Genomic DNA, 15262 nt, shown 5'->3' on the forward strand with positions numbered 1-15262 from the left:
CTCTCTCCGGCGTCGGCCGCGTCGGATGTGAAGAAGAGACAGTCCTACTCCCAAGCCGACCGCAAGGTCGGCTTTTTCTTTTGCAAAGGTACGACTCGCAAGGTCCGTCCAATCACCCGCGTGGACCAGACAAAGCCAGATTGCTGCCAATCAGCGCTGCAAGGTCGCTCGCGGGAGCCCCGGCTCCCGGACGCAATCGGATTGCGAACTCCGCCGTTGGAACCGGCGGCAGGCCAAGCTCGCGGGGAGCTTCGACAATGCCGGAATGGGCGAAGCGCGGCGTTCGCAGCGTCAGCGCGATGCCGGCATTCACCGCCGTGCGCAAACCGGCGAGGCTCGCACTGCCGGCGGCTATGCGATAGCGGCGGCCGGCAACATCCAGTGCCGCGAGTGCCGCCGCGCGAAAGCCGCAATAGGGATCCAGCAGCGCAAGCGGCAGTTCATCGTCGCGCGACGCCAGTCCCTTTTGCGAACAAAGCCATACCATCGGCTCGCGCCACACGCTGACCTCGTCGGGCGCGGCAGCCTGGCGCATCACGATCGCCAGATCGAGGCCACCGCCCTGCAGCGCCTGCGCCAACTCGGCGGAGCGGCCGACGCGCAGTTCGATCCTGACACGCGCATGACTGACCGCGAAGGCGCGCAACAGCTCCGGCAGGCCGCTGTCGGCGAAATCCTGTGTGGTGCCGACGGCGACATGTCCAGCGGCCCGCGCTCCCTTCAGCGCCAGCCATGCCTCGCGATGCACGGTGAGAATGCGCCTTGCATGGCCGACGAGGTCCTCACCGGCCGGCGTCAGGCCACGGCCTCTGCCAACCGGCGCCAACAGCGGCTCGCCGACGATCTCCTGCAACCGCTGCATCTGGGCGGTCACCGCGGAAGGCGACCGGCCGACGCTCGAAGCCGCCTGCGCCAGCGAACCACTATCGACGAAGGCGAGGAATGTTCTGAGCAGATCGGGATCAAGGGTTTCCATAGTTCGATTTTATCGAATTTTCAGTTGTAAACAATTCGATTTTTTTGATTCCACAGACAGGGCATTGTCTCTCCAACGGCGATCAAGCGCCGCTGAAATCCAGGAGAAGCCAAATGCCAATCATCAACATCAGCATCGCCGGCAAGCCCGATGCCGCCCTGTCCGCCCGCATCGCCACCGAGGTGACCGAGATCACAGCAATGCAATTGCACAAGGATCCGACGATCACGGCCGTCGCCATATCCTACATCGATCCGCGGCACTGGTTCGCCGGCGGCAAGTCGCTGGCCGATCATGGCACCAGCACATTCTGGCTCGATATCAAGGTGGTCGACGGCACCAACACCAAGCTGGAGCTGGAAGCCTATCTGAAGGCCATCTTCGAGGCTTTCGGCAGACTGCTGGGCGGCGTGCATGAGGAAAGCTATGCCTTCGTGCATGAAGTGCCGGCCGCGGCCTATGGCTATGGCGGCAAGACGCAGGAGTTCCGCTTCATTAGCGGACGCTTGAAGGCGGCATGACGGCGCCTTCGCGCATTGACCTTGCTCCCACATCGTCTAGGTTCTGGCCGAAGCGGCCGCGAAAGAGCCGCTATGATAAGATCGTTGGGAGAGATGCGGCATGATCCTGACACTGGCGCTGCTTGCGGGTCTTGTTGCGGCCTGGCTGCTGATCGGGGCGGTAGAAACGTTCCGCCTCGGCCTGCGCTTCACCCAGGCGCTGCTTTATGTGCCGTTCAAGCTCGCATACCGGATCAACGACAGCCGCATCAGGATCGCGCGCAAGGCGCAGGTTCCGGTCATCTACGTCATCTCGCATCAGTCGCGTTTCGAGCCGGCGCTGATGCTCTCGCTGCTGCCCGACGACACGCTGCATATACTCGACGAGGTTTCGGCCCGGTCGCCGTGGATGGAACCCTGGCGCGAGCTTGGCCGCACCATCGCCTTCAATGCCGAACATGTCTTCGTCAGCCGGCGGCTGGTGCGCGTGCTGAAGGGCAAGGGCCGGCTTGCCGTCTACATGCCGGACGCGGTCGAGCCCGACGTCAAGACGTTTCGCCTGTTTCGCGCCGTCACCCGCATCGCCATGCAGGCCGACGCCCGCATCGTGCCGATCTTCGTCGCCGGCGCTCGGAGCCTGCCGGTGTCATTGACGCCGGCGGACAGAGCGCCGAGGCACTGGTTTCCACAGCTGTCCATCAGCGTGCTGAAACCGATGACGATCGCCGAACTGGTGGCACGCAACCCCGACCAGGCCTCGAACACCAATGCGCTGTTCGACCGTGTCGCCGAGGCCAGGCTTTTCGGCACCAATCTCGACCGCGGGCTTTTCCTGGCCATGCGTGATGCCGCGAACCGCGTCGGCGCTTCGCACCCCATCATCGAGGATGTCATCTCGGGCGCCCTGAGCTACCGCAAGACCTTTATCGGCGCGCGCGTGCTGGGCCATCGTTTCGAGGCCGCCACGGCGCCGGGCGAAGCCGTCGGGCTGATGTTGCCCAATGCCAATGGCGTCGTGCTTTCCCTCGTCGGACTGCTGTCGGCAGGGCGCGTGGCGGCGATGATCAACTATACGGCGGGCCCGGCGAGCGTGACGGCGGCGGTGCGCACGGCGGTGATCCGCACCGTCATCTCTTCACGGGCCTTCGTCGAGAAGGCCGACCTTGCCGATATCGTTTCGGCCGTCGAAAGCGGCGGCGCCAGGCTCCTGTGGCTTGAAGACCTGCGGGAAAGCGTAACCACACTGGACAAGCTCGCCGCCGCCCTGCTGTGGCGCCTGCCCTTGCAACGGCAGGACGCGGTCAGGCCTGGGGTTATCCTGTTCACCTCGGGCTCCGAGGGCACGCCGAAGGCGGTGGTTCTTTCGCAGAAGAACCTGCTTGCCAATGCCATGCAGGCGGAGGCGCGCATCACCATCTCGCCGGCCGACATCCTGCTCAACGTGCTGCCGGTTTTTCATTCCTTCGGCCTGACCGGCGGCACCATCCTGCCCCTGGTCACCGGCGTGAAACTGTTCCTCTATCCCTCGCCGCTCCACTACAAGATCATCCCCGAGATCGCGCGCAAGGTGAAGCCGACTATCATGTTCGGCACCGACACCTTCCTCGCCAACTATGCGCGCACCGCCAAGGACGGCGACTTCTCCAGCCTGCGCTTCGTCGTCGCCGGCGCCGAGGCGGTCAAACCGGAAACGCGCCGCATCTATCGCGAACGCTTCCAAGCCGAGATCATCGAAGGTTTCGGACTTACCGAGGCTGCGCCGGTGGTTGCCGTCAACACCGCCATCCACGGCCGCGACGGAACTGTCGGGCGGCTTTTGCCGGCCATGCGCATGAAGCTGGAACCGGTCGAAGGCATATCGGACGCCGGACAGCTTTGGCTCGACGGACCAAACCTGATGATGGGCTACATGACCGCGGACCGCCCTGGTGAACTGCAGCCGCTGACCGGCTGGCACGATACGGGCGATATCGTCGCCGTCGACCGCGAAGGCTTCATCACCATTCGCGGCCGCGCCAAGCGCTTCGCCAAGATCGCCGGCGAGATGGTGTCGCTGGGCGCGGTCGAAATGCTGGTGCAGTCGCTGTGGCCGGAGAAACGCCACGCGGCGGTGGCGGTGCCGGACAAGAGGCGCGGCGAGCGCATCGTGCTTGTGACGACCGCCGACGATGCCAATCCCGAAGAGTTGCGCCAGTTCGGCAAGAAGGCCGGCGCGGCCGAGCTGATGGTGCCGAACGACATCGTCAAGGTGGAGGAGATCCCCGTGCTCGGATCGGGCAAGACCGACTATGTGTCGACGAGAAAGCTGGCGATCGACAGGCTGGGATTGGGCGTGGCGGCGTGATCCGCGCCACGACGCAAGGCAGCGACAACCCTACCCTATATCCGAAGGCGGCACCTTCTCGCCTTCCAGCTTGGCGCGCTTGGAGTAGGCGCGCACGGAAAACGGCAGGAAAATCAGATAACCCGCGACCGACGCCGTCAGCGTGTACCAGGGGTAGGTCATCAGCAAGAGGACATAAAGCACAACGGCCAGGATGACCGGGAGCACCTTGTCGCCAGGGATTTTGACGCTCTTGCCGGAATAGACCGGCAAGCGGCTGACCAGTAGGAAGGCGACCAGTATGGTGAAGCCGGTGGCGACGAAGGCGGCCGGGCGGCTGGGCTCCAGTCCTAGCCGCAGGAAAAAGAGATAGAGCGGCAGCATGACCAGCACGGCGCCCGCGGGCGCCGGCACGCCGACGAAATACTCAGATTGCCACAGCGGACGCTCGGCCTTCTCGTCGTCGAGCACGTTGAAGCGGGCGAGCCGCAGCCCGCAGGCGATGGCGAAGAGAAGTGCCGCTATCCAACCCGGCGAACCTGCACGGTCGAGCAGGAAGGCATAGAGCACCAGCGCGGGCGCGACGCCGAAATTGACGATGTCGGCCAGCGAATCCATCTGCGCGCCGAATTTGGAGGTCGCCTTCAGCATGCGCGCGAGCCGGCCGTCGATCCCGTCGAGGAAGGCGGCGAGCAACACCATCACCACCGCTGTCTCGAAGCGGTTCTCGAAGGCGAAGCGGATGCCTGAAAGGCCGGCGCAGATGGCAAGCACGGTCACCAGATTGGGCAGCACCATGCGCATCGGAATCTCACGGATGCGCGGACCGCCGCTGGCATGAGCTTCGAATTTCTTGAACGGCGCGCCCACGGCTCAGGAAATCCTGACCAGCGGGGTGCCGGCGAGCCCACCGAACTCGGCCAGCACGGTCTCGCCGCCGACCGCGGTCTGGCCGACGGCGACACGCGGCGTGGCGGTCAAGGGCAGGAAAACATCCACGCGCGAGCCGAAGCGGATCAGGCCGAAACGTTCCCCGGTGCCGATCGAACCGCCGGCCTCGGCCCAGCAGACGATGCGGCGCGCCACCAGGCCGGCGATCTGGACGGCGGCGACCGTGCCGTTGGGGCTCTCGATGACCAGGCCGTTGCGCTCGTTCTCGGTGCTCGCCTTATCCAGTTCGGCGTTGAGGAACTTTCCGGGCCGGTGCTCGATCCTGGCGATGCGGCCGCGCACGGGAGCCCGGTTCACATGGCAGGAAAAGACGTTCATGAACACCGAGATGCGGGTCATCTCGACATTGCCGAGGCCAAGCTCGCGCGGCGGCAGCGCCGGTCCGACCGCCGAGATGATGCCATCTGCGGGACTGACCACCAACCGATCGTCGACCGGGGTGACGCGCTCCGGATCGCGGAAGAAATAGACGCACCAGGCCGTCAGGATCAGGCCGATCCAGAACAGGATCGAAGAGAAATAGCCAAGGAAGAGCGTCGCCGCGCCAAAGGCGGCTATGAAGGGATAGCCTTCGCGATGGATCGGTACGAACGCGTTCTTGACCGTGTCGACAAGGCTCATGGGCTGGGGGCGATCCCTGTTGCAGGTCCGGCCTCAATAGCGGAAAGCCCCCCTGCCCGCAACGCGACAATCAGCGGTGCGGATGGACGGATATAGGCTAGCCGATCTTCGAAGAGCCGCACGCTCCGCATTTCGTGAAGCCGTGGCCGGCTTGCGTGCCGGTCCCGTTGCCGTCAGACTTTCGGCCTGGGCGGGGAAAACTTCATGAAAAGCTGGCAATCCAGAATCAACGGTCTCGCGCTGGCGTCGGCCCTCGCGCCGGCGCTGTACGGCCATGCGCTGGCGCAGCGCAAGCCCTCCTTCGACTGCGGCAAAGCCGCCAGCATGGCCGAAAAGGCCATCTGCGCCGATCCTGCCCTGGCGCAGACCGACGCCGACATCGCCGCGAAATACGCAGCGGCGCTCAAGACGCTCGATGCGCGCGCCGGCAAGGCCCTGCGCGACGACCAGAGTGATTTCGTCAGCTATCGTGACCACATCGCCGAATTCAATCAGGGAATCCCGAAAGACCAGCAGACAACCGATCTCGGCGAATTCATGCGCGATCGCGCCACGTACCTGGCCGGCATACGCAAGCCCGCGGACAAGGGTTTTATCGGCACATGGAGCAGCATCCGCGGCACGGTCGAGATCAAGTCGGCGGGCGGCGGCAAGCTCGACGTGTCGGAAGACATCGCCAATCCGGTCTCGGGCAGCGGCGCATGCGACATCGGCGGCACCGTCAAGGCCGGCAAGGAACTGCGGCTGGTCGACACCGACGACCAGGACAAGGCGACCGGATTTGTCTTCGCCTTCCGACGTGACGGCGATGCGCTTGTCGTCGAGCAGAGCGGCGCTGGCAAGGACGGCGCTTCGGAGCCGCCATCATGCGGCGCCAATGGCCATGTCGATGGAGCGTTCTTTCTGAACGAAAAACAGTAAGCCGCTGTCGGCGAACCGCCTCATCGCCCGTCCTTGGTGAGAGAACACCGCGATTCGCGAAGGCTGGCGATGCGCGCAACGGAGGCTCCCGGTCATGCAGACATCCCCCTACGACAAAGCGCGGCTCGTCATCGAGGGCCTTGCCTTCGGCGAGTCGCCTCGTTGGCATGATGGCCGCCTGTGGCTCTGCAATTGGGGTACGGGCGAGATCGTAGCCGTGAACAAAGACGGCAAGAGCGAGGTCATGCTCACCATCCCGGCCGTCCTGCCATACTCCATCGACTGGCTGCCGGATGGGCGGCTGCTGGTGATCTCGGGCCGCGAAGGCCTGTTGCTGCGGCAGGAGGCCAACGGCAGGCTCGTCACCCATGCCGACCTGCTCGGCCTGTCGAAAAGCCCGTGGAATGAGATCGTCGTCGACGGGCGCGGCAACATCTATGTCAATGGCGGCGGTCCAGCGCCGGCTCCCGGCCAGCATTTCGGTCCGGGAACCATCGTGCTGATCACCCCGGATGGCGCGGCCCGGCAAGTGGCCGAGAGCATCGCCTTCGCCAACGGCATGGCAATCACCCCGGACAACAAGACACTGATCGTCGCCGAATCCCACGCCAACCGGCTAACCGCCTTCGACATCGCTACTGACGGCGCTCTGTCGAACCGCCGCGCCTGGGCGGAACTCGATGGATATCCCGACGGCATCTGTCTCGATGCCGAAGGGGCGGCCTGGTACGCGGATGTTCCCAACAAGCATTGCGTAAGAGTACGAGAAGGCGGTGAGGTGCTGCGGACCGTTACCGTCGATCGCGGCTGCTTTGCCTGCATGCTGGGCGGCGCGGACAGGCAAACACTGTTCATCACCGCCGCCGAATGGCGAGGCTTCGAGCATATGGTCAGCGATATCAGAACCGGCCAGGTGCTCGGCATTGAAGCCCCCGCACCTGGCGTCGGCTGGCCTGGCTAGAGGCTTGGAACCCGCTGATAGTTGGCGATGTCGGCCCGCACGCCGAGCCGGGCGATCGTCTCCTTCGGATCGAAAGCCACGCGTTCATGCGCGGCCTTGACGATGGGCACCACATTGTCGACGGCGGCCTGGCTTTCCCATTCTACGATGGTGACGAAATTGAACTCGCCCGGGCCTGAGAATTGTTCGAGCAGGAAATCCTGCACGAAACCCTCCTGAAGCCGCAGCAGCTCATGCGTCATCTTTACCTTGGCGAGAATTTCATCGCGAGCGCTGGCGGGCACGACGAACTTGTCGACCCTGAACACGCTGCCGCCATTAACGCTCTGATTCGTAAAGCTCATATCCATTGATGTCCGTCCTCGAGGATGCTGTTTTCGGCTCTCGGGGCACGGTCTACAATCTCAACTTAAGTTGAGGTCAAGAGCTTTCGAACTACGACACCTCCGACGTGCGCCTGCGAACCACGACACCCAGTTCGTCGCTCTCGCGGGCGATGCGCAGACGCTCCTCGGCCTCGGTCGCCTCGCGCTGGCGGTCCCACATGGAAGCGTAAAGGCCATGTTTGCGCATCAGGTCGAGATGGGTGCCGCGCTCGGCGATCTGGCCGTCCTTGAGCACGATGATCTCATCGGCCGAAATCACCGTCGACAGACGGTGAGCGATGACGATGGTGGTGCGGCCCTTGCTGACCAGGTCGAGTGCTGCCTGGATTTCCTGCTCGGTGTGGCTGTCCAGAGCGGAGGTCGCCTCGTCGAGCATCAGGATCGGCGGCGCCTTCAGTATGGTGCGGGCAATCGCCACGCGCTGCTTCTCGCCACCCGAGAGCTTCAGGCCGCGTTCGCCGACCATAGACTTGTAGCCTTCGGGCAGCTTTTCGATGAACGGCCCGATCTGAGCGAGTTCGGCGGCCTTGCGCACCTCCTCCTCGCTGGCGCCGACGCGGCCGTAGCGGATGTTGTAGGCAATGGTGTCGTTGAACAGCACCGTGTCCTGCGGCACCATGCCAAGCACCGCCCGCAGGCTTTCCTGCGTGACGTCCCTGATGTCCTGGCCGTCGATCAGCACCTGTCCGCCCTGCACGTCGTAGAACCGGAACAGAAGGCGCGAGATGGTCGACTTGCCCGCGCCCGACGGACCGACGATTGCCACCGTCTTGCCGGCCGGCACTTCGAAGGAGACGCCCTTCAGGATCTTGCGGTTGGGATCATAGGAGAAATGCACGTCACGGAACTCGACCTTGCCCGCGCTGACGGCCAGGGGTTTGGCGTCCGGCTTGTCGACGATCTCCTGGGGTACGTCGAGCAGGTCGAACATGTGCTCGATGTCGGTCAGCCCCTGTCGGATTTCGCGATAGATGAAGCCGATGAAGTTGAGCGGCACGGAAAGCTGCACCAGCATGGCATTGATGAAGACGAAATCGCCCACCGTCTGCGTATGGGCCTGCACCTCCAGCGCCGACATGCACATGACAACGACGGTGCCGAGGCCGAAGATCACGCCCTGGCCGAAATTCAGCCAGCCAAGCGAAGTCCAGGTCTTGGTGGCGGCAATCTCATAGCGCGCCATCGAGCGGTCGAAGCGATCGGCCTCCATGCGTTCGTTGGTGAAATATTTCACAGTTTCGAAATTGAGCAGCGAGTCGATCGCCTTGGTGTTGGCGTCGGTGTCGCTGTCGTTCATGTCGCGGCGGATCGAGATGCGCCAGTCGCTGGCCTTGACCGTGAACCAGACGTAGAGCCAGACGGTGATCGCGACCACCGCCACGTATTTCCAGCCGTAGGTGAAGCCGAAAATGCCGGCGGTCAGCGCGAATTCGAGGATGGTCGGCGCCGTGTTGAGCATGATGAAGCGCACGATGGTCTCGATGCCCTTGGTGCCGCGCTCGATGATGCGCGACAGGCCGCCAGTGCGGCGTTCCAGGTGAAAGCGCAGCGACAGCTGGTGCATGTGAACGAAGGTGCGGAAGGCAAGCTGGCGCACCGCATGCTGGCCTACTCGGGCAAACAAGGCGTCGCGCAACTGGTTGAAGCCAAGCTGAACGAGCCTTAGCACATTGTAGGCAATGACCAGCATGACGGGAGCGAGCAGGAAGGACGGCAGCGGCGGCGGCGTCTTTGAACCGCCGGCCAGCGCGTCGGTCGCCCATTTGAAGAAATACGGCCCCGCAACCAGCGTCACCTTGGCGACGACCAGCAGGAGCGTCGCCCAGGTCACCCTTGCCCTGAGATCGGCGCGATCGGCCGGCCACATATAGGGCCACAGATTGCGCAGCGTCGTGAGAGTGGAGGTATCGGCGGAGACGGTTTTTTCGACCACTTTTCTTGCCTTTCGGGTGAGATGGGTCAGCGGCCGGGGCAGCAGGAACTGACGAGCGCGTTCAGCGATGCGGATGTTTCGGCGAGTGCCTCGCGGTCGACCGCGTAGCGCGAGCGCTGGCGATCGGGCTCGAACCGGACGAGGCCCGCCTCAACCAATATCTTCAAATGCTGGGAAACGGTCGACTGCGCCAGGTCGAACCGGTCGACGACCTCACGGCAGCAACAGGAGTCGCTGGCCGAAAGATGTTTTATGATCTCGATCCGCGCCGGATGCGAAAGCGCCGCCAGCCGGGCGGCAACCGCACGGCTGTCGGCCGCCCGCGGCAAATGGCAGGAACTGCCGGGGTCTCGAAGGGATTCGGTCATCGTCCATCGCCGATAAACGATGACCCGGCCTGCGGCAAGCTACCCTTTTGGGCAGAGCCCTGCAGGAAGAAGTGCAAAACCGGCTCTCCTCGGAATAGACCGGGAGAGCCGGGGATTGCGATCAGTTGGTCTTGGTCGGCGCCGTCGTCGCCTGCTCGCCCATTGCCTTGAGGTCGGCGGCTTCGCCTTCCTTCGATTTTTCCGGGACCTTGAATACCTGGCCCGGCCAGATGCGGTCGGGGTCACGAATCTGGTCCTGGTTGGCGAGATAGATGGTCGAGTAGCGCACGCCATGACCGTACACCCGCCGCGAAATGCGCCAGAGCGTATCGTGGCGACGGATGATCACGGCACCGTCGGCATGTTCGAGCTTGGGCGACACGACCTCGGGCACCTCGCTTGGCGGCGTGGCTGCCGCGACAACGGCCGGTGCCTCGGCCGCGGGCGCGGCCGGCTTCGTCTCGGCGGGGGCAGCGGCAACAGCCGGTGCCTCGGCGGCGGGTGCCGCAGGGGCCGGTGCAGGTTCGGCCGGTGCGGCCGCGGCCACGGCCGGCGCAGCCGGAGCGGCGGGGGCTTCCGCGGCAGCAGGCGCGGCCGGCTTGGTTTCAGCCGGCTTTGTCTCTGCAGGCTTGGCGTCGGCTGGCTTGACCTCGGCCGGCGCCACGGCGGCAACCGCTTCGCCCGGCTCGCGCTCGAACGGAACGGCGGCCCGCGCCACGACCTTCACACCATCGGCATCGAGCCCATCGACATGGATGGTGTAGCTGCCAACCGGGATGTCGCGCGTCGCCTCGACCAGGAAGTGGCCGTCCGGCGACGTCTGCGCGTCGCCTAGCAGGATGTCGTTGGCATAGGCACGCACCTTGCGGCCAGGATCGGCAAGGCCGGCGACGAAAATCTTGTCGCCGTCGATCTCCACTGCCTCGACGACGATCTTGGGCTCAGCCACCGGCGCGGCGGGAGGCGTTGCCGGTGTTGCCGGAGCCGGCGCGGCCTGGACAACGGCTGGCGCGGGTGTGGTCGCAGCCGGTGCGGCCGGCGCCGAAGCAGCAGGTGCTGGCGCTTCAGTGGCCGGGGCTGCCGGCGCAGCGGCCTGATTACCGGTTGCCGGTGCGTCCGGCTTTTTCTCGGGCGCGGGAACCGTCAGCAATTCGGCCGGCTTGCCCGGCTCCTCGACCATGGCCAGCACTTGGCCTGCGGCGTTGGCGGGAACCGAGACCACGGCGGTCTGCGCCGAGGCGGTCACGACCGTGCCGGCCGTCGAACGCAGGGTGATCGTGTAATCGCCGGGCTTCAGCGGATCGTCGAGCACGATGACAAAGGCACCGTCGGGGCCAGCGACCGTCGATCCGAGCACCGTGGCGCCGTTGAGGATCTCGACCTTGGAGTTAGGCGCTGCATTGCCGGCGACGACGATCGAGCCGTTACCCTCGACACGCACGACATCGAAAGTCGGCGCGACCGGACCGGCCGCTGCGGGTGCCGCAGGAGCCGCCGCATTCGCCGGCGCGGCCGGAGCCTCGGCTGCGGGAGCGGCCGGCGCGGTCGCCTGAGGAACCGCCGCCGGAGCAGCCGGAACCGCAGGCGCCGGCAGACGTCCCTCCGTGCCCGAATCCGCCGGCTTCGGCGCCGCTGGCGGCGTCAACGCCGCCACCTCGGCCGGCGGCGTGCGATGGAGATACGGGTCCAGCGCGCCCGATACGTAGGCGGTTCCCGCCGCCGCGACGGTCCCACCCGCCGCGAACAGGAACGCCTTCAGTGGATTAATTGCCATATTTCCCAACCCCCTTAGCCACCTAACGCCGGTCTAGCCTGTTTTGCCATGACCGACAAGAAAAAGCCCCGGCTTGTTAAGCCTCGGGGCTTGACCGCGCGTCCAGACCCAATCACCAATCATCGACATGAACACGATTCGATCCGTCTGCGTCTATTGCGGCTCGTCTCCGGGCCGCGATGAAATTTATGCCAAGGCCGGCCACCTGCTCGGACGCTCGATAGCGCGCTCCGGCCTCAGGCTCGTCTACGGCGGCGGCACCAAGGGCATCATGGGAGCCGTCGCGGAAGGCGCGCTCAGGGCTGGCGGCAAGGTCACCGGCATCATTCCCCGCTTCCTCATCAACAAGGAAGCGACCGAAACCGCGCTTGACCGGCTCGATGAACTTCTCATCACCGACAATATGCACGAGCGCAAGCACAGGATGTTCGAAAAATCCGACGCCTTTGTGGCGCTGCCGGGCGGCATAGGCACGGTCGAGGAGATCGTCGAGATCATGACCTGGGCGCAGCTCGGCCATCACCGCAAGCCGATCGTCTTCGGCAATGTCGGCGGGTTCTGGGATCCGATGCTGGCCTTGCTCGAGCATATGACGGCGGAAGGCTTCATCCACACCGCGCAGCGGGTCAAACCGCTGGTCGTCAACGACCCCGAGGCCATCGTCGCCGCCATCATGGTGGCCGGATCCTCCGTCGACGCGCCGACCGACGGCGTGCAGTCGGTGATCGACAAGATGTAGGGAACAGGGAGTAAGGGACGGCAGCAGGGGGAAAGATGCCCCCGGAAACTCCCGCCCTACTCCCCTACCGCCTCCCGCAAACCAGCGATTACCGCACGCCTGTCCCGCCGGCGCCACGCCAGATGGACCGAAACCGTTCGGTCGAACCAGGGCAGATCGCGAAACAAGATGCCTGATGGAGCGGTGTTGCGCAGGCTTGCCTGAACCGTTGCCAGGCCTAGGCCAGCGCTGACCAGCCCCAGCGACGTCAGCGGATCGGCCGTCTCATAGGCGACGTCTGGCACGAAGCCTGATCTGGCACACGCGGCCAGGAACTGGGCGCGAATGGTATCGTCGGGCTGCCGCGCCACGGTGATCCAGGCGCGGCCATCCAGGTTGGCCGGCCCAATCTCCGCCACGTCGGCGAGTACGTCGGCTTCCGGCATCGCCAGCACCAGCGGCTCACGCAGGATGAGCATCGAGGCGATGTCGGGATCCTCCGCGTCCGGTGGCGAATAGACAAGGCCGAGGTCGAGCGTGTGCCGGCGCAGCCCCTCCAACTGCGCCGCGGAGCGCTGGTTCGTCAGCCGCAGATGAAAATCCGGACGCTCGCGGCGGAATTGCCTCAGCATTCGCGCCAGCAGCCCGGCATGCACCGCGCCCTCGACATAGCCGATGGCAAGGCTGCCCCGCCGCTCCACTGGCGAGGCCGCGCCCGAACGCCTCGAGGCGTCGCGCGCTGGCGAGCAACGCCCGCGCCTCGGCGAGAAAGGCCCTGCCCTCGGCATTGAGATGCACGCGTTGCTTCGACCGCTCGAACAGGGCGAAGCCCAATTGTTCTTCCAGCTGCATGATCTGCCGGCTGAGCGGCGATTGGGACAGGTGCAGCAATTCGGCGGCGCGGCCGACATTGCCCTGTTCGGCGACGGCGACGAAATAGCGGAGCTGGCGCAGATCGAACATCGCAGATCAGTCCTTCAAGGTCTGAACTTTAGCTTAACCAGTCTTGGACTGACTGGCTAGCGCCGGCGACAATTGCTGCATCGCAACGTTCGAAACAGGAGACTTCGATGCAATTTCTCGCCCTTCTCGCCCGCAACACCGCAAAGTTCAGCGATGCCGACTTCGCGCCGCTCCTGCCCGGCGAAGCCGAGCAGCGGCGCACGCTTTATGCCGCAGGCGCGGTGCGGCAGATCTGGAACCGCGGCGATATCCCCGGCAGCGGCATGATGTTCGAGGCCGCCGACGACGCCGAAGTGCGCGCCCACCTCGCCACCCTGCCGCTGATCGGCGCCGGCATGATGGATATCGCGGCGATCGTGCCGCTCAACCCTTATCCAGGTTTTGGACCGAGGCACTGAGCGGCCGCGTCGCCCGGTCGGCGGCCCGGCGGATCGGATGCCGGGCCGCCGCCGACTCGTCGAAACTAACCGGCCGCGGGCAGCCTGCTCACCAGCAGTTTGTCGATGCGGCGGCCGTCGAGATCGAGAATCTCGAAGCGCCAGCCTTCGTGACTGAAACTCTCTCCGGCCTCCGGCAGATGTCCGAACTGGAACAGAGCAAATCCCGCTATGGTGCGATAATCTCCCTCGGCGGGGCGGCTCCTGATGCCAAGACGATCGAAGGCATCGTGCGCGGCCATCATCCCATCCACCAGCAGAGAGCCGTCCTCGCGCTCGACGACATCGGGTTCTTCGCCCTCTGTACCCGGCAGGTCGCCCGCCATGGCTTCGAGCAGGTCGGTCTGGGTGACAATTCCCTCCAGCCCGCCATATTCGTCCATGACCGTGATCAGACGGACAGGCGACTGCCTGAACCGTTCCAGCACCTTGACGATGGGTGTCGCTTCATAGACGACCAAGGGCTCGCGCATGGCCGCCATGGGATCGAGCTGTCGCCCGTCGAGCAGCTGGTCGAGCAAATCCTTCTTGAGCACCATGCCAAGCGGTTCGTCTACGCTGCCGCGGCCGACGAGCAATTGCTCGTGGCGGCATTCGCGGATCGTACGGATCATGTCTTCGAGCGTATCGCCGACATCGATCCAGTCTACATCGTGACGCGGCGTCATGATGTCTCCGATGCCGCGCTCGCCGATGTTGAGAACACGCACGAACACGTCACGTTGCGCATACTGGAGGATGCCCGCCTCCTGGCTGGCCTGGACCAGCAGCTTCAACTCCTCGGGGGAATGCAGGGCGCCCTCGCCCGTGCCCGGGCGAAGCCCGCAAGCGCGCAGCACGAGATTGCCGAGACCGTTCAAGGTGACGATGGCCGGGCGAAGAAGAAACAGAAACAGTCCCAGCGGACGCACGATCCACAGGGCCGTGCCCTCGCTGCGCTGCAGGGCAAGGCTCTTCGGCGCGAGTTCGCCGAGCACGATATGCAGCGTGGTGATGATAATGAAGGCAATGACGACCGCGACCGCATGCGAACCGAATACAGCCATCGATTGCGGCAAGCCGGCCAGAAGCGGCTCGACCAGATGCGCCAGCGCCGGCTCGCCGACCCAACCCAGGGCAAGCGAGGAAATGGTGATGCCAAGCTGGGTCGCGGCGAGATTTGCGTCGAGATTGTCGAGGGCCCTTTGCAGGGCTGCCGCATTGATGCGGCCAGCGGTAACCAGTTCCGCCACGCGGCTCTTTCGAACCGCCACCAGTGAAAATTCCGCCGCTACGAAAAAGCCGTTCGCGGCGACAAGGAAAAGGACCGAAAGAATTCCCAGAATATCGGCCAAGCTACTACTGCCATCGCCCGCAGGCATGATCTCCCTTTCTGATTCCATGGCGCGATCGCGCCGCTGAAGAAAAAACGGCGGCATGAACGCTGCCGC

The 15262-nt window shown here is 64.8% G+C and carries 15 protein-coding genes and 1 pseudogene; 6 read left to right on the plus strand and 10 right to left on the minus strand.

What is annotated here, in order from left to right; translation table 11 throughout:
* Window positions 1-112: 112 nt before the first annotated feature.
* Window positions 113-976, minus strand: a complete 864-nt coding sequence (locus FFS37_RS16665) for a LysR substrate-binding domain-containing protein (RefSeq protein WP_137932054.1) — start codon at window positions 974-976, stop codon at window positions 113-115.
* Between the two features lie 113 nt (window positions 977-1089).
* Here FFS37_RS16665 and FFS37_RS16670 point away from each other — a divergent pair, with 113 nt between their 5' ends.
* Together FFS37_RS16670 and FFS37_RS16675 are read left to right on the plus strand one after the other, a co-directional pair.
* Window positions 1090-1497, plus strand: a complete 408-nt coding sequence (locus FFS37_RS16670) for a tautomerase family protein (protein WP_137932055.1) — start codon at window positions 1090-1092, stop codon at window positions 1495-1497.
* Window positions 1498-1597: 100 nt separating this feature from the next.
* Window positions 1598-3820 (plus strand): AMP-binding protein, encoded by a 2223-nt coding sequence (locus FFS37_RS16675; RefSeq protein ID WP_137932056.1) that lies wholly within the window; start codon window positions 1598-1600, stop codon window positions 3818-3820.
* A gap of 30 nt (window positions 3821-3850) precedes the next feature.
* Here FFS37_RS16675 and FFS37_RS16680 read toward each other — a convergent pair whose 3' ends face one another.
* Window positions 3851-4669, minus strand: coding sequence for a CDP-alcohol phosphatidyltransferase family protein (locus tag FFS37_RS16680; protein ID WP_137932057.1), 819 nt, complete (start codon window positions 4667-4669; stop codon window positions 3851-3853).
* 3 nt (window positions 4670-4672) lie between these two features.
* Window positions 4673-5371, minus strand: coding sequence for a phosphatidylserine decarboxylase (locus FFS37_RS16685; RefSeq protein ID WP_137932058.1), 699 nt, complete (start codon window positions 5369-5371; stop codon window positions 4673-4675).
* A gap of 204 nt (window positions 5372-5575) precedes the next feature.
* Here FFS37_RS16685 and FFS37_RS16690 point away from each other — a divergent pair, with 204 nt between their 5' ends.
* Both FFS37_RS16690 and FFS37_RS16695 read left to right on the plus strand, forming a co-directional pair.
* Window positions 5576-6292, plus strand: coding sequence for a lysozyme inhibitor LprI family protein (locus FFS37_RS16690; protein ID WP_137932059.1), 717 nt, complete (start codon window positions 5576-5578; stop codon window positions 6290-6292).
* Window positions 6293-6386: 94 nt separating this feature from the next.
* Complete coding sequence (locus tag FFS37_RS16695; protein WP_137932060.1) at window positions 6387-7253, plus strand: SMP-30/gluconolactonase/LRE family protein; 867 nt, start codon at window positions 6387-6389, stop codon at window positions 7251-7253.
* On the opposite strand, the gene FFS37_RS16700 is transcribed toward FFS37_RS16695, so the two are convergent.
* The 4 genes from FFS37_RS16700 to FFS37_RS16715 all read right to left on the minus strand — a co-directional run bounded on the left by FFS37_RS16700 (window position 7250) and on the right by FFS37_RS16715 (window position 11714).
* The gene (locus tag FFS37_RS16700; protein ID WP_137932061.1) at window positions 7250-7597 is read right to left on the minus strand and encodes an antibiotic biosynthesis monooxygenase family protein; all 348 of its coding nucleotides are present in this window, start codon (window positions 7595-7597) and stop codon (window positions 7250-7252) included. The two genes, FFS37_RS16695 and FFS37_RS16700, sit on opposite strands and share 4 nt — an antisense overlap.
* Window positions 7598-7688: 91 nt before the next feature.
* Entirely contained in the window at window positions 7689-9572 is a 1884-nt protein-coding gene (locus FFS37_RS16705; protein WP_137932062.1) for an ABCB family ABC transporter ATP-binding protein/permease, read from the minus strand.
* Window positions 9573-9598: 26 nt separating this feature from the next.
* The gene (locus FFS37_RS16710; protein WP_137932063.1) at window positions 9599-9940 is read right to left on the minus strand and encodes an ArsR/SmtB family transcription factor; all 342 of its coding nucleotides are present in this window, start codon (window positions 9938-9940) and stop codon (window positions 9599-9601) included.
* Between the two features lie 121 nt (window positions 9941-10061).
* Window positions 10062-11714 carry a LysM peptidoglycan-binding domain-containing protein gene (locus FFS37_RS16715; protein WP_137932064.1) on the minus strand — a complete coding sequence of 551 codons (1653 nt, stop codon included), beginning with the start codon at window positions 11712-11714 and terminating at the stop codon, window positions 10062-10064.
* Window positions 11715-11841: 127 nt separating this feature from the next.
* Here FFS37_RS16715 and FFS37_RS16720 point away from each other — a divergent pair, with 127 nt between their 5' ends.
* Complete coding sequence (locus FFS37_RS16720; RefSeq protein ID WP_137932065.1) at window positions 11842-12453, plus strand: LOG family protein; 612 nt, start codon at window positions 11842-11844, stop codon at window positions 12451-12453.
* A gap of 56 nt (window positions 12454-12509) precedes the next feature.
* Here the strand turns inward: FFS37_RS16720 and FFS37_RS16725 are convergent, their stop codons facing one another.
* Window positions 12510-13133, minus strand: a complete 624-nt coding sequence (locus FFS37_RS16725) for a LysR family substrate-binding domain-containing protein (RefSeq protein WP_232375696.1) — start codon at window positions 13131-13133, stop codon at window positions 12510-12512.
* A gap of 133 nt (window positions 13134-13266) precedes the next feature.
* Window positions 13267-13395 (minus strand): annotated as a pseudogene (locus FFS37_RS36180) (LysR family transcriptional regulator); the annotation flags it as partial.
* Between the two features lie 107 nt (window positions 13396-13502).
* Here FFS37_RS36180 and FFS37_RS16730 point away from each other — a divergent pair.
* Entirely contained in the window at window positions 13503-13793 is a 291-nt protein-coding gene (locus FFS37_RS16730) for a muconolactone Delta-isomerase family protein (RefSeq protein ID WP_137932066.1), read from the plus strand.
* 65 nt (window positions 13794-13858) lie between these two features.
* On the opposite strand, the gene FFS37_RS16735 is transcribed toward FFS37_RS16730, so the two are convergent.
* Window positions 13859-15193 (minus strand): hemolysin family protein, encoded by a 1335-nt coding sequence (locus tag FFS37_RS16735; protein WP_137932271.1) that lies wholly within the window; start codon window positions 15191-15193, stop codon window positions 13859-13861.
* Between the last annotated feature and the right edge of the window lie 69 nt (window positions 15194-15262).

It is taken from the genome of Mesorhizobium comanense (assembly GCF_005503535.1).
Lineage (GTDB): Bacteria > Pseudomonadota > Alphaproteobacteria > Rhizobiales > Rhizobiaceae > Mesorhizobium > Mesorhizobium comanense.

Excerpts from the sequence above, each read along its gene's own strand:
- FFS37_RS16665 (WP_137932054.1), bottom strand. The coding sequence starts at position 976 with ATGGAAACCCTTGATCCCGATCTGCTCAGAACATTCCTCGCCTTCGTC.
- FFS37_RS16670 (WP_137932055.1), top strand. The coding sequence starts at position 1,090 with ATGCCAATCATCAACATCAGCATCGCCGGCAAGCCCGATGCCGCCCTG.
- FFS37_RS16675 (WP_137932056.1), top strand. The coding sequence starts at position 1,598 with ATGATCCTGACACTGGCGCTGCTTGCGGGTCTTGTTGCGGCCTGGCTG.
- FFS37_RS16685 (WP_137932058.1), bottom strand. The coding sequence starts at position 5,371 with ATGAGCCTTGTCGACACGGTCAAGAACGCGTTCGTACCGATCCATCGC.
- FFS37_RS16690 (WP_137932059.1), top strand. The coding sequence starts at position 5,576 with ATGAAAAGCTGGCAATCCAGAATCAACGGTCTCGCGCTGGCGTCGGCC.
- FFS37_RS16695 (WP_137932060.1), top strand. The coding sequence starts at position 6,387 with ATGCAGACATCCCCCTACGACAAAGCGCGGCTCGTCATCGAGGGCCTT.
- FFS37_RS16700 (WP_137932061.1), bottom strand. The coding sequence starts at position 7,597 with ATGAGCTTTACGAATCAGAGCGTTAATGGCGGCAGCGTGTTCAGGGTC.
- FFS37_RS16710 (WP_137932063.1), bottom strand. The coding sequence starts at position 9,940 with ATGACCGAATCCCTTCGAGACCCCGGCAGTTCCTGCCATTTGCCGCGG.
- FFS37_RS16715 (WP_137932064.1), bottom strand. The coding sequence starts at position 11,714 with ATGGCAATTAATCCACTGAAGGCGTTCCTGTTCGCGGCGGGTGGGACC.
- FFS37_RS16720 (WP_137932065.1), top strand. The coding sequence starts at position 11,842 with ATGAACACGATTCGATCCGTCTGCGTCTATTGCGGCTCGTCTCCGGGC.
- FFS37_RS16730 (WP_137932066.1), top strand. The coding sequence starts at position 13,503 with ATGCAATTTCTCGCCCTTCTCGCCCGCAACACCGCAAAGTTCAGCGAT.
- FFS37_RS16735 (WP_137932271.1), bottom strand. The coding sequence starts at position 15,193 with ATGCCTGCGGGCGATGGCAGTAGTAGCTTGGCCGATATTCTGGGAATT.